Source organism: Pseudomonas sp. ARP3, from assembly GCF_001029595.1.
GTDB classification, from domain to species: Bacteria; Pseudomonadota; Gammaproteobacteria; order Pseudomonadales; family Pseudomonadaceae; genus Aquipseudomonas; species Aquipseudomonas rhodesiae.
In genome coordinates this window covers 61,034-75,978 of sequence record NZ_LEKF01000018.1, presented here as the reverse complement: position 1 = coordinate 75,978, position 14,945 = coordinate 61,034, and the positions used below count along the sequence as shown (strand labels likewise).

Here is a 14,945-nt window from a genome sequence, read left to right as displayed (position 1 = left end):
GATTCTGCGTAACGCGAGAACCGCCCACTTACCTATCTGCGACATTCACATACTTATCGCGACCAGCCCCCATACCACGGGGCTTGCGCGTCGGGATCAGAGTGGGCCATGTCGCTCATGGATAAGGTTCGCCGCATCAGCAGCCCCACACTCGCTCCCAACAACGACGCTTTCTTTACGCCTTGCTGCACACCTGATCAGCCACTATTCGCCGGCCACACAGAATGGCCATGAGGACCTACACGATGGACGTCACCGCAACCTTAAGCTTGGGCGATCCGCTGGAACCCGCACGCAAGGCCACCGCGCAAATGCTGCAGGAGCGCGAGCGCACCTTTTCGCTGCCGCAGCCGTTCTACTGCGATGAGCGTTTGTTCGATATCGACATGCAGGAGATCTTCCAGAAAGAGTGGTTGATCGCCGGCATGACCTGCGAGATTCCGACCAAGGGCAACTACCTCACCCTGCAAGTGGGCAAGAACCCGATCATCGTGATCCGTGGCGCCGAGGGCGTGGTACATGCGTTCCACAACGTGTGCCGTCACCGTGGCTCGCGCCTGTGCACCAGCGACAAGGGCAAGGTGGCCAAACTGGTCTGCCATTATCACCAGTGGACCTACGAACTGGACGGCCGCCTGCTGTTCGCCGGCACCGAGATGGGCGCCGACTTCGACATGAATCAATACGGCCTCAAGCCGGTCAACGTGAAGACCGCCGGCGGCTATATCTTCATCAGCCTGGCCGAAAACCCGCCGGCCATCGATGACTTCCTGTCGACCCTGAACCACTACATGGAACCCTACGACATGGAGAACACCAAGGTGGCGGTGCAAACCACCTTGATGGAAAAGGCCAACTGGAAACTGGTGCTGGAGAACAACCGCGAGTGCTACCACTGCGGCGGTTCGCACCCGGAGCTGCTCAAAACCCTGCTGGAATGGGACGACGTCACCGACCCACGCGCCGACCAGGCATTCAAGGACCACGTCGCCGCCTCGGCCGCTGCCTGGGACGCCGAGAAGATCCCGTACGCCCACGCCAGCTTCGGCCTGCGTAACCGCATCGTGCGGATGCCGCTGCTCAAGGGCACCGTGTCGATGACCCTCGATGGCAAACAAGGTTGCGCCAAGCTGATGGGCCGCATCAAGAACCCGGACCTGGGCTCGATGCGCATCCTGCACCTGCCACACTCGTGGAACCACTGCATGGGCGACCACATCATTGTGTTCACGGTGTGGCCGATCAGCGCGCAGGAAACCATGGTCACTACCAAGTGGCTGGTACACAAGGATGCGGTCGAAGGCGTGGACTATGACGTGGAGCGCATACGCCAGGTCTGGGACGCCACCAACGACCAGGACCGTCGCCTGGCAGAAGAAAACCAGCGCGGCATCAACTCCACGGCCTATCAACCGGGCCCGTACTCCAAGACTTATGAGTTCGGCGTGGTGAATTTCGTGGACTGGTACAGCGAGCGCATGCTGAGCAACCTGGGCGCGGCACCGGCGCCTTACCTCAAAGGCGTTGCGGCACACGAATAAACGCTCCTAATCGTTGGAAATGTGGGAAGGGGCCCGGCCCCCTCCCACAATCGAACCTCGCACTGCTTACTATTTGATCAGATCTCTCCCAGCCCCCTACCCGCCTGCCTTCCAGCCTTTGCCCAACAACTTATCCACAGAGCCACCCACAGCAATTGTGGGCAACTGCGCCAATTACCCAGAAATAAGTGAAGAAAATCCGTGACTTATTCAAGTTACGGGTTTGGGTGTGCATTTGATCATTTTTCGATCAATACGCTACAAGCCAATAAAATCGTGGCTTGCAGCACTACGTGAACACCTTATCCACAGAAGCGCCAACAGACTTTGGGGGCAACTTGCACGGCACTGTGGAAAACCGCGGCAACCCTGCATAAATCCAGGCTTTAGCACTATTTCAACGCTTCAATCAGCGAATTGATCACTTTTTAATCATTTCGATCAAAGCCTTTATCTTTAAGGCTTGTAGCCGATAGCAAACATCTTATCCACAGAAGCGCCAACAGATTTTGGGGGCAAGTACAAATACCCCACCACGCTTATCCACACGCAAAACGCTTAAAAAACCGGGGCTTAGCCTGGTTGTTTTTCATACAGCAGGCTGCAGCCCTTAATTTACCTGAGCTACAGGCACCCACGAACACCTTATCCACAGCCAGACACACAGCGATTGTGGGTAACGTCCTAGGTGGTATTCGTCTGTACAAAAAACACTCCGCATCTACACTCACCTTTGCAGTTAATTTCACCAGCCTGGGTTAGTGCGGAAGTCCTTGGCGGGATAAACGGGAGGACCAACAGTGATGTGGCAGGGCATACCCAGCCATCACTGCGCCAAAGGTTTTACGCTGATTGAATTACTACTGACGCTGGCCTTGCTGGCCACGCTGGCGACAGTGGCTTATCCGCTGACAGCATTGATGGGCAAACGCGACCGAGAACTCGACTTGCAACGTTCGTTGCGAGAGATACGCCGCGCTATTGATTCCTACAAAGAAGCCAGCGACGACGGGCGCATCGAAAAGAGCGTCACTGCCAGTGGTTACCCGCCCTCATTGCAGACATTGGTCGATGGCGTCACCGACCAGACCAACTTGCAAGGTCAAAAACTCTATTTTCTGCGACGCATTCCTCGCGATCCTCTCTGCGAATGTCCCGAACTGGCAGCGGAAAAAACCTGGCAATTGCGCAGTTACAAGAGCAGCGCCGATAACCCACAAGAGGGAGAAGATGTATTTGACGTTTCATCCCGCAGCACTCGGGAGAGTTTGAATGGAACGTTGTACAGCCAGTGGTGAGCGCGGTTTTACCCTGATCGAATTGCTGGTGGTGATGGCCATCATCGCCACACTCATGACGCTGGTCACCCCCCAGTATTTTCGCCAGCACGCCAAGGCCCAGGAAACCGTGCTGCGCCACAACCTCTCCACCATTCGCCAGGCGCTGGATCAATACCGCGAAGACCACGGCGAGAACCCCGACTCCTTGCAAGCCCTGGTGGACCGCCGCTACCTGCGCGAAATCCCTCTGGACCCGCTGACCGGCAAGCGCGAGACCTGGCAACTGCAACCCTCCGACGAACAAGGCCTGGGCGACGTACGCAGCGGCGCACCGGGCACCGCTAACGATGGGACGGCCTATGCAGACTGGTAAGCAGCGCCAGCACGGCTCGGTGTTCATGGGCATGCTGGTGACGGTGGCCGTCGTGGCCGTGATGTTAATGGAGACGGGCACGCTGTGGTCCAGCGTGTTGCAGCGCGAACGCGAACTGGAACTGCTGGCGCGCGGCAACGAAATTCGCCGGGCCATCGGCCTGTACTACAAGGCCGGCAATGCCTTTCCCAAGTCCCTCGAAGACCTGGTGCTTGACCGGCGCCAACCGACCGTCAAGCGCTACCTGCGCCGGGTCTACGCCGACCCGCTGACCGGCACCACCGAGTGGGGCGTCGTGCCAGGGCCGGGCGACACCATCATGGGCGTGTTCAGCCAGGCCAAGGGCACGCCGTTCAAGCAAGGCAACTTTGCGGTCATCAATCAAAGTTTTACAGGGCAAGGCAGTTATCAAGGGTGGGTGTTTCTGTATGGCTCTGTACAGAGTAACCCTGCAACCCGCGTCACTCCTCTGGGAGATCAGCTGACTCGATGATTTCAACGATATGAACACACTGATCGTTCCAGCAGTTCGGAACTTGTTTATCTGGATTGAAGGTGGACTAGAGCATGAATAAGTACATGAAGAGTTTTATCAAATGGACAGTGCCTGCTTTGTGTTTGGTACCGACCTTGAGTTGGGCACATGGTGCTCTGGATATCCCGGCATCACGTGCGGTGAATTGCCAGGCTACCGGAGGCTACTGGCAATCAGAGGATGGGTCCTCCATTGTGGATAAAGGTTGCCGAGAATCAGCCACGCTATTTGGTACCCCTGCCCAAAAAGTATTCGCCGCGCAACAATGGCATGAGGTTTCACACATCCCAGGGATTAATAATCCATCGATGGATCAGATTAAAGCCATTATCAAAGACGGCCAGATCTGTGCTGCAAATGACCCCAGAAAAGCCAGCCTGGATTACCCAACGCCCTACTGGACCAAGACTGACGTGACGTCCGGACAGCCGCTGACCCTCCGACTTATTGGCACCGCCCCCCACGTACCCAGCAAGTTCTATACATTTGCCAGCAAACCAGGCTTCAATTCGGCCACGGACAAATTGAAGTGGAGCGATCTGGTGCAGTTGGGCCAGGAAGAGATATTTGAAGTTGCGAAAACAAACTGGCAAACGCCACCCAGACTACCCGGTGCATCGGGCTACTTCGAAACAGTAAGAACTATCCCGAATGGGCTTTCGGGCAATGGGTTGATTGTCGGCATCTGGGTACGGGACGACCCGAATGGAGAGTTTTTCATTTCGTGCTCGGACGTGAACTTCACAGGTGGAGGTGTGCCTGAGAAACTTCACAATATCGGCACGTTTATCAATGGCGACATGAGTACGCTCAAACCTGGCGACTCCGTGCACTATCGGATTTTTGGTAACGATGGGGCAAAAAAAGAACTGGTCGATATCATTCATAAAATCAGCGCAGCAAATCTGCCGCCTGTTCAATGGGGCAAAGAAATAGCCGACCAAGTCAATCCCTCCATCGCCAAAATCGGCGAGCTAGAGGGCTCGATCGTTACTTACAACGTGCAAAACCCTTTAAGCAACTCGACTTATGCCACTCAACAAGGTTACAGCCAGGCGATGTCGATCATTGCAGGTGAAGGCCCAGGCCCTGTTAATCCGGCGCCACCTATAGCACGGATCACAGGTCCCACTGCATTGAAGTCGGGCGAGACCTTCACATTCAGTGGCACTACGTCAACGGGGAGCAATGGCCCGTTGTTGTATCAATGGGCCGTCCCCGGGATGACGGGCGCACAGAATGGCGCGACCATCAGCGGCAAGGCCTACCAAGTCCCAGAAGTAACCACGTTTGAAGCACGATTGATCGTTCGGGACCAGCAAAACGGTAAAACCGATCCGGCGAAGCTCTCCTTTACCGTAGAACCTGCAAGCGGAGACACGGATTACCCTCAGTGGAAACCGAATGGCGGCTATAACAGCGGCTCACAAGTATCCAATTATGGAGTGAAGTACCGGTGCAAACAGGGATCGGCAGGCGCATGGTGCGGGCAGAATGAAAATGAACCCGGCAAACCCGGTTCCACTTTCTGGCAGCGCGCATGGGATGTTGTTCCTTGAGCCACTGGCATATGCACTGACTTGATAACAGCAAGTGCCAAACGTTATAGGGCGCCTTACGGCGCCTTATATCGCGCAACGCTACAATTGGAAGCAGTACTGGTTATAACGCAGTCCTACCGGCGGTGCCCGCTTCCCCAGCGGGCCGGAAGAGTTGATCACAACCGCCGAGTATCGCCATGCGCACACGCATACTTATCACCCCCTTCCAACGCGCCTTTACGCTGCTGGAACTGCTGGTCGTCCTGCTGATCATCGCCCTGCTCGCCGGCTATGTCGGACCCAAGATGTTCGACCGCCTGGAGCTGGCCAAGGTGCAAACCGCCCAAGGCCAGATGAAGTCCATCGCCGATGCGTTGAACCAGTACCGCCTGGACAACGGCAACTACCCCGACGAAACCCTCGGCCTGAATGCGCTGACCACGCGGCCCGCCAATGCGGGCAATTGGCAGGGGCCTTACTTGAAGACGTTGCCGCCTGACCCCTGGGGCAACCCATATCTCTACAAAAACCCGGGCACCCCGCCCAACGACGCCGAGATCATCTCCCTGGGCCGCGACGGCAAGGCCGGCGGCGTCAACACCTACGCCGACATTGTCTACGGGCTGTAACGGCTCATGTGCGCGCTGCGGATTGTTCTGACGCTTCTGTGCCTTACGGGCACCGCCCAGGCCAATTGCTGGCAACTGGCGGCCAGTCGTTATCACGTTGATCCGCTCCTGCTGTACGCCATCGCCAGGGTCGAGTCCGGCCTCAACCCCCGTGCGCGCAATATCAATGCCGACGGCAGCCAGGACATCGGCCTGATGCAGATCAACAGCCGCCACTTACCGGCATTGGCGCGGTTCGGCATCACCGAACAGCACCTGATCACTCAGCCTTGCACCAGCGTGATGGTCGGCGCGTGGATCCTGGCCGGTTTTATCCGCGAAAACGGCTACGGCTGGCAGGCCGTAGGCGCCTACAACGCCGGGCCCAAGCCGGACCGCGAGGCGCGCCGTACGCGTTACGCCCTGGCGGTGTGGCGTTACTACGGCGAGTTGCTGCAACAGCGCCGGAAACTGGCGAGGCAAACGCCATGATCGAAATAGACGCCCGCATCATCCGCGACGGTCATTTGCAGTCCCTGCACCTGCAAGCCGTTGACCTGGCCCAGGCGCGCCAGCAATTGCAGGCCGACGGCGCCCAGGTCATCTCGCTCAAAGCCCGTCGCCAACTCAAACTGCCGAGCCGGCGCTCCAAGTTCGCCCTCGGCTTGTTCATCCAGGAATTGGTGGTGCTGCTGGACGCCGGCCTGGTGCTGGTAGAAGCGGTGGAAACCCTGCGCGACAAAGCACCGCCGGGGATAAATCGGCAGGTCATGAGCGAGCTACTGGCCTCGATGTATGAGGGTAACTCGCTGTCCAGGGCAATGCAGCTCAAGCCGCAGACGTTTCCTTCATTGCTGATCGCCACCGTGGCGTCCTCCGAACACAGCGGCCAATTGGCCATAGCCCTGCGCCGCTACCATCACTTTGAAGCGCATTTGGAAACCGTGAAAAAACGCGTCAGCGGTGCCCTGATGTACCCCCTGGTAGTGCTTAGCGTGGGTGCGTTGATCCTGTTGTTTTTGCTGTTCTTCGTGATCCCGCGTTTCGCCTCGGTGTTCGACGCCGTCGCCGACTTACCCGCCACCGCGCGCTTCATGGTGTGGTGGGGCGCGCTGGTAGACGCACGCGGCATGGAGTTGCTGATCGGCCTGGCGCTGGCGGTAGGTGCGCTGGTGCTGCTGTTTCGCAGCGCCGGGTTCAAGTGTCGCGTGGCCGAGCTGTTCTGGAAGATTCCGAGCCTGGGCGCCCAGCGCACGCTGTTCATCCTGGCGCGCTTCTACCGCACGGCGGGCATGTTGCTGATGGGCGGGATGCCGGTGGTTACGGCGGTAGAGCTCTCCGGTGCCTTGCTGCCGGTGGAACGCCAAGCGGCCCTGCGCCAGGCCATGACCGATATCCAGGCAGGTCAGCCATTGTCCACCTCCCTGGCCCGCCACCAACTGACCACCGCCGTCGCCGAACGCCTGTTGCGGGTAGGCGAGCAAAGCGGCGAATTGGCAGCGATGTGCGAGCGCATCGCGCAGTTTCACGATGAAGCCTTGGAGCGCGCCATCGAGCTGTTCAGCAAGGTCTTCGAGCCCTTGTTGATGCTGGTGGTGGGCGGGCTGATCGGCCTGATTGTGTTCATGTTGTACATGCCGATTTTTGAACTGGCAGGCTCCATCCAAGGGTGACGCAATGAGCGAGAACACGCACAAGTGGCAGGCCTTGGCGAGCCAACGGGGCATCACATTGGCGGCATACCTGACCGAATTGCTGACCACCGCCCCTGACCAACTGCACACAGTCGCCGAGCCGTTGGGGCTGCTCCCCATCGGGCCTGAGCAGCTGGGCGAAGACTGGCGTTTCGACCTGTTGCCCCTGCCCCAGGCACTGCTGCATAACGTGCTGCCCCTGGATCACCTGGGCCAACCCTGCCTGGTGCTGGGCGACCCCTTTACCCTGGCCAGCCGACACTGGTTGCAGTCTTCCAGTACCCTGCGCCAACTGCCTCTGGCCATGAGCCTGCCCGGTGCGGTCAACGCCCAGTTGACCAAAGCCGAAGCCAGCCAGCGGGTGATGCAACCCTTCGGCGAAGACGACCCTGACGCACCGATCGGCCAGGCCGCCCAGGAAATCTCCTTGAGCAGCATCGCCCGCGACGACAATCTGGTGGTGCGCCTGGTCAACTCCATGCTGTTCGATGCGCTACAAAGCCGCGCCAGTGACATCCATGTGGAAACCACTCCCGGCGGCCTGGTGATCAAGTACCGCATCGACGGCGTGTTGCAGCAGATGGGCCAGGCCAGCGGCATGGACATGGCCGAGCAGGCGCTGTCGCGGATCAAGGTGTTGTCGGAGCTGGATATCGGTGAGCGACGCGTGCCCCAGGACGGGCGTTTCAAGATGAAGATCCAGGGGCGCGAAGTGGATTTTCGCGTGTCGATCATGCCCAGCATCCACGGCGAAGACGCGGTGCTGCGCATCCTCGACAAATCCCAGCGCGGCGAATCCCTGAGCCTGGAGGCCCTGGGCCTGGCCGCCGACACCATCGCCCGCATCCGCGCCCTGGCCAGCGAGCCCTACGGCATGCTGCTGGTCACCGGCCCCACCGGCAGCGGCAAATCCACAACCCTGTATGCCGCGTTGTCGGAGACCAACACCGGCGAGAAAAAAATCATCACCATCGAGGACCCGGTGGAATACGAACTGCCCGGCGTGCTGCAAATTCCGGTCAACGACAAGAAGGGCCTGACCTTTGCCCGTGGCCTGCGCTCGATCCTGCGCCACGACCCGGACACGATCCTGGTGGGCGAAATCCGCGATGGCGAAACCGCGGGCATCGCAGTGCAGGCGGCGCTGACCGGGCACTTGGTGATGTCGTCGGTACACGCCAATAGCGCATTCAGCGTACTCGAACGTTTCACCTATATGGATGTGGACCCGGCGAGTTTCGTCGAAGCCCTCAACGGCGTGGTCGCCCAACGCCTGGTGCGGCGCATCTGCGCAGATTGCGCGGTGGAGGCCGAACCCGACCCGGACATTGCCCGCCTCGCCCAGTTGCCCGAGGCCCAGTTGAAACAAGGTCACTACCGCGTGGGCAAGGGCTGCGACGCTTGCCGCCACACGGGTTATCGCGGCCGGCTGGCCCTGGCGGAGGTTCTGAGCATGAACGACACCATCAAGGAGGGTCTGCTGGCGCGCAGCTCAGCGTCCATTCTGCGGGAGCTGGCCCGTGGAGCCGGCCATGTGTTTATTCGCGACATTGCCCTGGCCCACGCCGCCCAGGGCGACACCACGCTCAAGGAGATCCACCGTGTCATTTCCCTTTATTGAGCACGTGGTGTGGCTGCATCGCGACGCTGCCGAGTGGGCCGCACGCGCGCGCTGGCGTGGCGCACCTGTCTGGCACGCGCAATGCCAAGGTACGCCGCTGGCCGCCTGCGCCGAACTGTTGGAGCAGGCGCCGCGCGGACGCGTGAAGTTCCTTGACCGGGCCACGGTGCTGCTGGGTTATCCCCATGTGCATTACCTGCTACTGCCGTGGCAACCCGAGGTGTACAGCGCCCAGGACTGGCAAGGTTTCGCCGAGGGGATGTTCAGCCAGCAGGCCAATATCGATGCCGAGCACTGGCAAGTGCAGGTCGCCGATAGCCCGTTCGGTCAACCGCGCCTGGCGGTCGCCACACCACGAGAATTACTGCTGGACCTGCGCGAACTGTTCAAGCTCAACCGCTTGCCGCTGGTGACCTGCACCCCCGTGCTGACGGCGGTCGCCCAACAGTACTGGCGGCACCTGCCTGACGATTGCGTGGTGGCCGTGCCCGAGGCCGGCAGCCTCAGTTGCCTGTATCGACACTTGGGCATCATCGATCAGGTATGCGTGATCCCCACCCAACCCGGCAGCACCTTGAGCGACAACTTGTTTACCGCCGACCTGCTGGTCGAGCGGCATGCCCCGGCCACGCTCGTGGTCAGCAACGCGCCGGCGGAGCATCGCTTGGGGCCCGTGCACCCGTGGCTGGAGGAGGCGCCATCATGAAAGCCAGGCTCGCCGGTGTCTGGCAACAGTTGCGCGCGCCCAGCGCACCGCGTGTCGATTTCCAGCGCCCCGCCCCCACCCACCGCGCCCTGGTGGCCGCGCTGTGGTTGATGACGAGCCTGTTACTGGTGAGCACTTGGCATCACTGGCAACGCATGGTGCACCAGCAGCAACAGACCGATGTGCTGGAGCAGCAATTTATCCAACTGACCCGCCGTCAGGAGCAGTTGATTCAGGCGGCCATCCGCTTGTCGCCCCAGCAAAGACAACAACTGGCGAGCTTCGCCCAGCAAAAGGCCACACCGTTTGCCTTGATGGATGGCGTGGCCCAGGCCTGGTCCAAGGAGATCGCCCTGACCCGCGTAGAGGTCAACACCCAAGCTCAAGTGCTGCACCTGGATCTGGAGGTGAAACAACTGGGCGATGCCTTTCGCTTCGTGGACCGGCTCCAGGCCCAGCCTGGGGTGCAAGTGAACCTGCAACAAAGCGCACTGAAGAGCAACGACCCGCAGCATCCAGTGCAGGTCAAACTCACCGTTGGCGCAGGGTAGCCGGCCATGGACACCCTCGTTCGCCACCTGCCGCGCCTGCGCTGGCACCTGATGCAGTGGCGCCAGCGCCTGGGCTTCTGGGGCCTGTTGGCCGTGGGCGTAATGGCGGCGGTGCTGTTGATCGAAGTCGTGCTGATTCAACCGGCCAGCAGCGCCGACAGCCAGCGACGCCAGGCGCTGCAAGCGGGTATCGACGAGCAGCCCCAAGACGTTCAAGTGACGGAACCGGCAGTAGTGGAAGCCCTGCCCACGGCACAAGACTTTGCCCCGCGCCTGGAAAAACTGCTGGGCCTGCTGAGCCAACGCGGTTTCATCATTGAGCAAACCACTCTGGCCTACTCCACGCCGGGGGAGACCGGGCTGCAACGTCTGGATGCGCAGATCCCCCTCTCCGGCCCTTACTTCCTGCTGCGCGAGGCCTTGACCGACATCGCCAAAGAGCCAGCGGTACGCATCGAAAACCTCACCCTGGAGCGCAAGGAAATCACCAGCGGCCTGCTCACCATCGACCTCAAAATCAGCGTGCTGGGGGTGGTGGAATGAAACTTCCGTTGTACCTGCGCATCCTGCTGGTGCTGACGTTGATCGGTTGCGGCTGGCTGTTCTGGCAAGACCAGCCCGAGCCCCTCGACAGCGCATCGGCCCCCGTTACCACCAAGCCAGCGCCGAGCGAGCCGGCCGCGCCCACACCCACCGCCGAACCCGCGGAGACGATCGTCGACCTGTTTCCCATACAGACCTGGACCCCGCCGCCGCCGCCCCCACCAGTGGACAACGCACCGCGCAGGCCGCCAGCGCTGCCCTTCAAGGTCAGCGCGCAATGGCGCTACGAGAACCAGGCGAAAATCGTCGTGCTCAGCGGCAACGGCGCCCAATACACCTTATGCAACCGCTGCTCGGTGCCGGGGCGCATCGTGCCCGGCAAGATGCTGGACGCCCATTACCGCTTGGACAAACTCACTGACAACGCCGTGGTGCTGACCTACATGCCGTTGAAGCATGTCAGCACCCTGCGCCTGGACAAGCACTGACCCGGGAGGGGCACGATCATGCGGCTTAGATGGATTCCCTTGGGCCTGGCGCTGTGCGCAGTGAGTGCGTGTGAAACCCAGCGGGCGATCAAGCAAAGCGATGAGTTGCGCCAACAGGGCGATATCGTGCGTTCGGTCGAGGTGCTGCAAGCCGAGGCCAAGGAAGACCCCGACGATATACAGCTGCGCACCGCGCAGTTCAGCAAGCTGGAGTTGCTGGTGGCCCAGTACAGCCGTGAAGCCAACGCCGCCATGGTGCGTGGCGATGACACCGCCGCTATCCGCGCCCTGGAGACCATCCTCAAGTACGACCCCAGCAACCTGGGCGCACGCCAGCAAATCCAGAGCATCCAGGCGATGAAACAACTGCGCCCGCAACTGGCGCGGGCCTATGAGATGAAACGCTCCAACCCGGTGGAAGCGCTTAACCTGGTGCGCCAGATCATCGCGCAAAAGCCCAACTACCGAGAGGCCCTGGACCTGCGCAACGCCTTGACCCGCGAACTGGTGAGTGCCGACCACCTCAGCGCCGACCTCTCCGAGGCCATGCGCAAACCTTTGAGCCTGGAGTTCAGTTCCCAGAGCCTGACCACGATTTTCGAGACCATCGCACGGTTATCGGGGGTCAATTTCGTCATCGACAAAGACGTCAACCCCAGCGCGTCGGCCAGCATGACCGCCAGCCGCACCACCGCCGAAGACGCGCTGAACCTGTTGCTGACCACCCAGAGCCTGGACAAGAAAATCCTCAACAACAACACCGTGCTGATTTACCCAAAGCGCCCGGACAAAGAACGTGAATACCGCGAGCTGGCGGTGCGCACCTTCTACCTCAGCCATGGCGATGCCAAGGTCGTGGCCGCTGAGATCAAGCAAGTGCTCAAGCCCAAGGAAGTGCTGGTGGACGAGCGCCTCAACGCCGTGCTGGTGCGCGATGGTCTGGACACCCTGAGTGCCGTGGAAAAACTGGTGGAGGCCATCGATATCGCGCAGTCGGAAGTGACCATCGATATCCAGGTGCTGGAAGTCAGCCTCAGCGACGAACTGAACCTGGGTATCCAGTACCCCGGCAGCATCGGCGTGTCCGTTGGCAACCTGAGCAACGTGCCGGCCGGGCTGGCGGGCATCCCGATCAGCGCCCTGCGCGGCATCAACGGCGACAATATTCTGCTGGATGCCAACAGCACCGAGGCGCGGATCAATATGCTGCAACGCAGCGGCAATACGGTGACCCTGGCCAACCCCCGGGTGCGCGTGCGCAACCGTGAAGAAGCGCAGGTGAACATCGGCGATAAAATCCCGGTGGTGACCACTACCACGGCCAACCAGATCACCACCTCGTCGGTGTCTTACCAGGATGTGGGGTTGCAGATCACCGTCAAGCCGATCATCAGCCTGAGCGATGAAGTGAACCTGGAACTGAACGTGGAGATGAGCCATATCACCAAGCGCATCCCCAGCTCGGACAACGTACCGGCCACCTTTGAACTGGGCTCGCGCGCCACCAAAACCCTGCTCACCGCCCGTAACAATGAGACCCAGGTGGTTTCAGGCCTGATCCGTACCGCCGACGTCGACGAGGGTTCTGGCCTGCCCTGGTTGAGCAAAATCCCGTGGATCGGCAAAAAACTGTTCGGCACCAATGTGAATACCCAGCAGAAAACCGAAATCATCCTGCTGCTGACGCCCCGGATCGAACGCAACCTGGACTTGCCGATTTCCCAGATCAGCACCTTTCACAGCGGCACCGAAGCGCGCAGTTCGACGCAGGGCATGATCCTGCGCGACACCACGGAAAAGATGATCCTCAAACCCACCGGAGGCGACCCGACGCCCGCGCTGCCGCCACCGATGCAGCAACCGGACGCCAACTGGCAGCCCTTGCCGCCGCCGTTACCGGATCTGGTGCCGAAGCCCGAGCCAGCCGCCCCTTAATCTCAGACCTTGAAGAAGATCAAACTGTGGGCCGGAGCTTGCCCCCGATAGCGGTGGTTCAGTTAAAAATACTCAGGCTGACACACGGCAATCGGGGGCAAGCCCCCTCCCACATTGATCACCTTGAGCCGCTTGGGCCGGGGTTACCGGATCTGGCGCCGAAGCCTGAGCCAGCCGCTCCTTAAACTCAGAACTTGAAGAAAATCAAACTGTGGGAGGGGGCTTGCCCCCGATAGCGGTGGTTCAGTTAAAAATACTGAGCCTGACACACGGCAATCGGGGGCAAGCCCCCTCCCACATTGATCACCTTGAGCCGCTTGGGCCGGGGTTACCGGATCTGGCGCCGAATCCCGAGCCAGCCGCCCCTTAATCTCAGAACTTGAAGAAAATCAAATTGTGGTAGGGGGCTCCCCCTCCCACATTGATCACCTTGAGCCGCTTGGGCCGGGTTACCGGATCTGGCGCCGAAGCCTGAGCCAGCCGCCCCTTAAACTCAGAACTTGAAGAAGATCAAATTGTGGTAGGCGGCTTGCCCCCTCCCACATTGATCACCTTGAGCCGCTTGGGCCGGGTTACCGGATCTGGTGCCGAAGCCCGAGCCAGCCGCCCTTTAATCTCAGACCTTGAAGAAGATCAAACTGTGGGAGGGGGCTTGCCCCCGATAGCGGTGGTTCAGTTAAAAATACTCAGGCTGACACACGGCAATCGGGGGCAAGCCCCCCTTCCACATTGGTTTTGCAGTACGGGTGGGTCAGCGTACGACGCCTTCCTCGATCAGCAACTTGAGGATGGCTTGGGCGCCTTCTTCAGCGCTGACGCCTTTGAGTACCTGCCCACCGCCGCCACTGGCCTTGGCCGTGGCCGCTTTCATGCGGTCGGCGCCGCTCTTGGCCTTGATCACCTTGAGCCGCTTGGGTCGGGGCTTGGCCGGTTGCAGGGTGGCACCCATCAACAGCGCATCGTCTTCGACCTCGACCTCATGGGCCGCCAGTTCCCCGCGCTGGCCCGGGCCATAGGCGCTCTGTCGTGGTTTGGGCGCGGCATTGTCCACCGTGGCCAGAAACGGCAGGCGCACCTTCAAGCGCCGCCGCTGGCCCCGTGGCAAAGCTTGCAGCACATGGGCCACGCCGCCGTCGATGGACTCCACCTGTGCCAGCCCCACAATCAGCGGCCAACCCAATTGCTCGGCGAGCAAAAACGGCAGCATTCCCGAGCCTTCGCCGGTTTCCGCCTGGCTGCCGGTAAGCACCACCTGGGCTCCGGCATCACGCAGGTACTCGCTGAGTACCGGCAGTGCGTCGGCGGTGGCCGGTTGCTCCAGCACATGCAGTTGCGGCAAACCCATGCCCAGATAGCTGCGCAGGGTCGGCTCGGCGATGTTGCCGGCATGCAGCACCTGCAACTTATCCCCAGCCAGCTGCAAACCCAGCTCGACCGCGCGGGCGTCCTGCTCGGCGCGGCGCGGGCGACCGGAAGTCGGGTGGGCGCCGATGGACACCAGGCTGATTACATTCGTGCTCATGCTCATA

The 14,945-nt window shown here is 60.5% G+C and carries 15 protein-coding genes; 14 read left to right on the top strand and 1 reads right to left on the bottom strand.

All coding sequences use genetic code 11. The annotated features are described in order from the left end of the window. Positions 1-245: 245 nt before the first annotated feature. The 14 genes from gbcA to ABX75_RS19455 all read left to right on the top strand — a co-directional run bounded on the left by gbcA (position 246) and on the right by ABX75_RS19455 (position 13,416). The gene (gene gbcA / locus ABX75_RS19520; RefSeq protein ID WP_047882491.1) at positions 246-1,541 is read left to right on the top strand and encodes a glycine-betaine demethylase subunit GbcA; all 1,296 of its coding nucleotides are present in this window, start codon (positions 246-248) and stop codon (positions 1,539-1,541) included. Between the two features lie 803 nt (positions 1,542-2,344). After that, complete coding sequence (locus ABX75_RS19515; RefSeq protein ID WP_034101157.1) at positions 2,345-2,839, top strand: type II secretion system protein; 495 nt, start codon at positions 2,345-2,347, stop codon at positions 2,837-2,839. Further along, a complete protein-coding gene (locus ABX75_RS19510; RefSeq protein ID WP_047882490.1) occupies positions 2,814-3,194 on the top strand; it encodes a type II secretion system protein in 381 nt (126 codons plus the stop codon). Before ABX75_RS19515 ends, ABX75_RS19510 begins: the two co-directional genes overlap by 26 nt. Next, positions 3,181-3,687 (top strand): hypothetical protein, encoded by a 507-nt coding sequence (locus tag ABX75_RS19505; protein WP_047882489.1) that lies wholly within the window; start codon positions 3,181-3,183, stop codon positions 3,685-3,687. The genes ABX75_RS19510 and ABX75_RS19505 overlap by 14 nt, the downstream gene beginning before the upstream one ends. A gap of 74 nt (positions 3,688-3,761) precedes the next feature. Further along, a complete protein-coding gene (locus ABX75_RS28100) occupies positions 3,762-5,288 on the top strand; it encodes a lytic polysaccharide monooxygenase (protein WP_080758798.1) in 1,527 nt (508 codons plus the stop codon). Between the two features lie 179 nt (positions 5,289-5,467). After that, positions 5,468-5,899, top strand: a complete 432-nt coding sequence (gene gspG, locus ABX75_RS19495) for a type II secretion system major pseudopilin GspG (RefSeq protein WP_047882488.1) — start codon at positions 5,468-5,470, stop codon at positions 5,897-5,899. A gap of 6 nt (positions 5,900-5,905) precedes the next feature. After that, positions 5,906-6,370, top strand: a complete 465-nt coding sequence (locus ABX75_RS19490) for a transglycosylase SLT domain-containing protein (RefSeq protein WP_034101162.1) — start codon at positions 5,906-5,908, stop codon at positions 6,368-6,370. Continuing rightward, positions 6,367-7,551, top strand: coding sequence for a type II secretion system F family protein (locus ABX75_RS19485; protein ID WP_047882487.1), 1,185 nt, complete (start codon positions 6,367-6,369; stop codon positions 7,549-7,551). The genes ABX75_RS19490 and ABX75_RS19485 overlap by 4 nt, the downstream gene beginning before the upstream one ends. A 4-nt stretch (positions 7,552-7,555) precedes the next feature. Next, positions 7,556-9,193: a GspE/PulE family protein gene (locus ABX75_RS19480; RefSeq protein ID WP_034115312.1), complete on the top strand. Its 1,638-nt coding sequence runs from the start codon at positions 7,556-7,558 to the stop codon at positions 9,191-9,193. Continuing rightward, on the top strand, positions 9,174-9,899 hold the full coding sequence (locus ABX75_RS19475) for a hypothetical protein (protein WP_236238679.1): 726 nt from the start codon (positions 9,174-9,176) through the stop codon (positions 9,897-9,899). The genes ABX75_RS19480 and ABX75_RS19475 overlap by 20 nt, the downstream gene beginning before the upstream one ends. Beyond that, positions 9,896-10,450 carry a hypothetical protein gene (locus ABX75_RS19470; protein WP_034115314.1) on the top strand — a complete coding sequence of 185 codons (555 nt, stop codon included), beginning with the start codon at positions 9,896-9,898 and terminating at the stop codon, positions 10,448-10,450. The genes ABX75_RS19475 and ABX75_RS19470 overlap by 4 nt, the downstream gene beginning before the upstream one ends. Positions 10,451-10,456: 6 nt before the next feature. Then, positions 10,457-10,993: a hypothetical protein gene (locus ABX75_RS19465; protein ID WP_034115315.1), complete on the top strand. Its 537-nt coding sequence runs from the start codon at positions 10,457-10,459 to the stop codon at positions 10,991-10,993. Further along, positions 10,990-11,481, top strand: a complete 492-nt coding sequence (locus ABX75_RS19460; RefSeq protein ID WP_047882486.1) for a hypothetical protein — start codon at positions 10,990-10,992, stop codon at positions 11,479-11,481. The genes ABX75_RS19465 and ABX75_RS19460 overlap by 4 nt, the downstream gene beginning before the upstream one ends. 18 nt (positions 11,482-11,499) lie before the next feature. Continuing rightward, positions 11,500-13,416 carry a secretin N-terminal domain-containing protein gene (locus ABX75_RS19455; RefSeq protein WP_034101172.1) on the top strand — a complete coding sequence of 639 codons (1,917 nt, stop codon included), beginning with the start codon at positions 11,500-11,502 and terminating at the stop codon, positions 13,414-13,416. Between the two features lie 751 nt (positions 13,417-14,167). On the opposite strand, the gene ABX75_RS19450 is transcribed toward ABX75_RS19455, so the two are convergent. Then, entirely contained in the window at positions 14,168-14,938 is a 771-nt protein-coding gene (locus tag ABX75_RS19450; RefSeq protein ID WP_034139613.1) for an electron transfer flavoprotein subunit beta, read from the bottom strand. Positions 14,939-14,945: the final 7 nt, after the last annotated feature.